Genomic DNA, 2,950 nt, shown 5'->3' with positions numbered 1-2,950 from the left:
ACATGGCGGGATCTGGCAGCGGAACGTCGGGCGCCCCGGAAACGTCGGAGGTGAGGGAGAAGGCGTGCAGGTACATGTGCATCGGGAGGGAGAGGGGCCCCTTCGGGACCCTGACAAGCGGCGCCGCGCCGGAGAGCTTGCGGTCGATCATTCCCCCGCCCCCGGTGCGAACCGGGCCAGCGCGTCGCGGTCGATCTAGATGCCGAGGCCGGGCGCATCGGGGATCCGCAGCACGCAGTTCTCGTGCTCGATGGGCGTGGTCACCACCGCCTGCCGGGTTCAAACTCTTTGTCGGCGTCGAATGGCGTCACCGGGAAGGACAGAAGACCGGAGCCGAGCGCGGTCTTGATCTGTTGCGGATCCATTGCGCAATCTTCTCCTGGCGGGGTGCCGGGGGGCTCTGCCCCTCTTGGCGCATACGCGCCAATTCACCCCGGAGTTTGTCTGGCAAGATGAAGCTGCGGGGCAGTTTCGGGCCGCCCCGCGGAAGGTCAGGTCAGGTCGCCCGGCAGCAGTGCGTCGGGGAGGTTCTGGTAGAAGACCGGTCGCAGGAAGCGGCGGATCGAGAGCGTGCCGACCGAGGTCGCCCCGAAGTTGGTCGAGGCGGGATAGGGGCCGCCGTGGACCATGCTGTCGCAGACCTCGACGCCAGTGGGGAAGCCGTTCACCAGCACCCGTCCCGCCATGCGCTCGAGCACCGGCATCAGCCGCTGCGCCAGCGCCGTGTCGCCCGCTTCCATGTGCAGGGTGGCGGTGAGCTGGCCGTCGAAGGCGCGCGCGAGGGTTTCCATGTCTTCGGGGCCCGCGACCCGGACCACCAGGCCCAGCGGTCCGAACACCTCTTCGCCGAGCGCGTGGTCCTGCAGGTAGGTGGCGGCGTCGGTCTCGTAGGGTTGGGCGCGGCGCTGCGGCCCTCGCTGTCGTGGGTCAGCACCGGGCGCACCGCGTTGCGGCCGTCGAAGCGGGCCTTGTAGGCCTTGGCGATGCCGGCGTTGAGCATGGTCTGCGGACCGGTGGCGGCGAGCCCCTCGGTCGCGGCCTTGACGAAGGCGTCGCCCTCGGGGCCGGTCTCGACCACGGCAGTGCCGGGGTTGGTGCAAACTGGCCCGCGCCCATGGTGAGCGAGGCGGCCCAGCCGGCGCCGATCTCGGCACCGCGGGCGGCCACCGCCTCGGGCAGCAGGAACATCGGGTTGACGGCGCCCCGCTCGCCGAAGGAGGGGATCGGCTCGGGACGGCGGGCGCAGAGGTCGAAGAGCGCGCGCCCGCCGCCGAGACTGCCGGTGAAGCCCACCGCCTTGATCAGCGGATGCTGCACCAGCGCCTGGCCTACCTCGCGGTTGCCGCCCTGGATCAGCGAGAAGACGCCCTTGGGCATGCCGCATTTCCCGATGGCGGCGTGGATGGCCTCGGCCACGATCTCGCCGGTGCCGGGATGGGCGGAGTGGCCCTTGACCACCACCGGGCAACCCGCAGCTAGTGCCGCGGCAGTGTCGCCGCCGGCGGTGGAGAAGGCGAGCGGGAAGTTCGAGGCGCCGAAGACCGCCACGGGGCCGATCGGGCGCTGCACCATCTTCAGGTCCGGGCGCGGCAGCGGCTGGCGATCGGGCAGCGCGGCGTCGTGGCGACGGTCGAGATGGTCGCCGGTGCGAATGTGGGTGGGGAAGTGCCGGAGCTGGCCGGTGGTGCGGCCGCGCTCTCCGTTGAGCCGGGCCTCGGGCAGGCCGGTCTCCAGCGTGCCGATCCCGGTGATCGCGGCGGCGCGGGCCTCGATCTCGTCGGCGATGGCGTCGAGGAAATCGGCACGGGCCGCGTGGGTGCTGTAGCCGAAGCTCCAGAACGCGGCCTCGGCGGCCTTGCAGGCGGGGTCGACCAGCTCGGGCGTGCCGCCGGCGAAGGCGTGCGAGGGGCCATGCGCAGGCTCGGAGTCGAAGGTCGCCGCGCCGGCGACCCACTCCCCCGCGATCAGGTGTTTGCCATGCGGCGTGAAGGTCTCGTCAGGCATGTCGGTCCTCCGTTTCAGGATCTGTGAATGGGTTCATCGGTGAAGACGCCGCCCTGGTAGCGGGCGACGGACTCGTCCGGGTCGGGGCGTGGCACGGTGCGGGCGATTTCCTCCGTCCAGTCGGCCGCGTTGTCCCTGGGCTGCTAGCCGAGGAAGGCGGCGTGGGAGTTGTCCCACCAGCCGTGGTCGTTGTTCGAGGCACCCCAGACCATCGTGCAGCCGAGCACCGGCGCCCGGAACACCGCCTCGATCAGAGCGACGAAATCGTCGTGGCTGAACCAGGTGGCGAGCATGCGCCAGTTCTCGGGCTTCGGCGTGCAGGAGCCGATGCTGACCAGCGCGCTCTCCTGCCCGAACTTGTCGTGGTAGAGGCTGGCGACGGCCTCGCCGAAGATCTTGGAGACGCCGTAATAGCCGTCCGGGCGGTAGGGCGCGCCGTGGTCGAGCCGCGCCGTCTGCGGATGGTGGCCGATGGTGTGGTTGGAGGAGGCGAAGACGATGCGCGGCTGGCCATGCGCCCGCGCCGCCTCGTAGAGGTTGTAGACGCCGCGCAGGTTGGCGACCTCGATCAGGTCGAAACTTTTCTCGACCGAGATGCCGCCCAGGTGGACGATGCCGTCGCAGCCCTCGACCAGCCGCATCACCGCGTCGCCGTCGGAGAGATCGCAGGGCACCAGCTCCTCGCCCTCGCGGGCCTCACCAAGATCGGCCACGTCCGACAGGCGCAGGATCGCAGCCCTGCCCCGGCCAGCAGCGCCGGCACGCGGTAGAGTGTCAGCAGGTAGGAGAAGGCCGAAGCGGTCGCCACCAGCAGCATCACCAGCGCGGTGGTGCGGACCGAGGCCACGACGGCGGCGCGGAACCTGTCCCAGGTGATCTCGCGGTAGACGAAGATCGTCGCCAGCACCGCCCGGATCGCGCCGAATGCCCCGCTCTCGGTCACCGT

The 2,950-nt window shown here is 70.6% G+C and carries 2 protein-coding genes and 1 pseudogene; all 3 read right to left on the bottom strand.

From position 1 onward, the window contains the following. Positions 1-491 precede the first annotated feature (491 nt). Positions 492-2,004: pseudogene (locus HC022_RS22945) on the bottom strand (aldehyde dehydrogenase (NADP(+))). 143 nt (positions 2,005-2,147) lie between these two features. Next, positions 2,148-2,717: an NAD-dependent epimerase/dehydratase family protein gene (locus HC022_RS22940; protein WP_368484722.1), complete on the bottom strand. Its 570-nt coding sequence runs from the start codon at positions 2,715-2,717 to the stop codon at positions 2,148-2,150. Further along, positions 2,645-2,950 (bottom strand): TRAP transporter large permease subunit (locus HC022_RS28840; protein WP_254885246.1); only part of this gene is annotated, 306 nt, incomplete at its 5' end. The genes HC022_RS28840 and HC022_RS22940, both read right to left, overlap by 73 nt.

This window comes from Salipiger sp. HF18 (assembly GCF_011806505.1).
GTDB classification, from domain to species: Bacteria; Pseudomonadota; Alphaproteobacteria; order Rhodobacterales; family Rhodobacteraceae; genus Salipiger; species Salipiger thiooxidans.
This window is presented reverse-complemented; position numbering and strand designations above follow the sequence as displayed.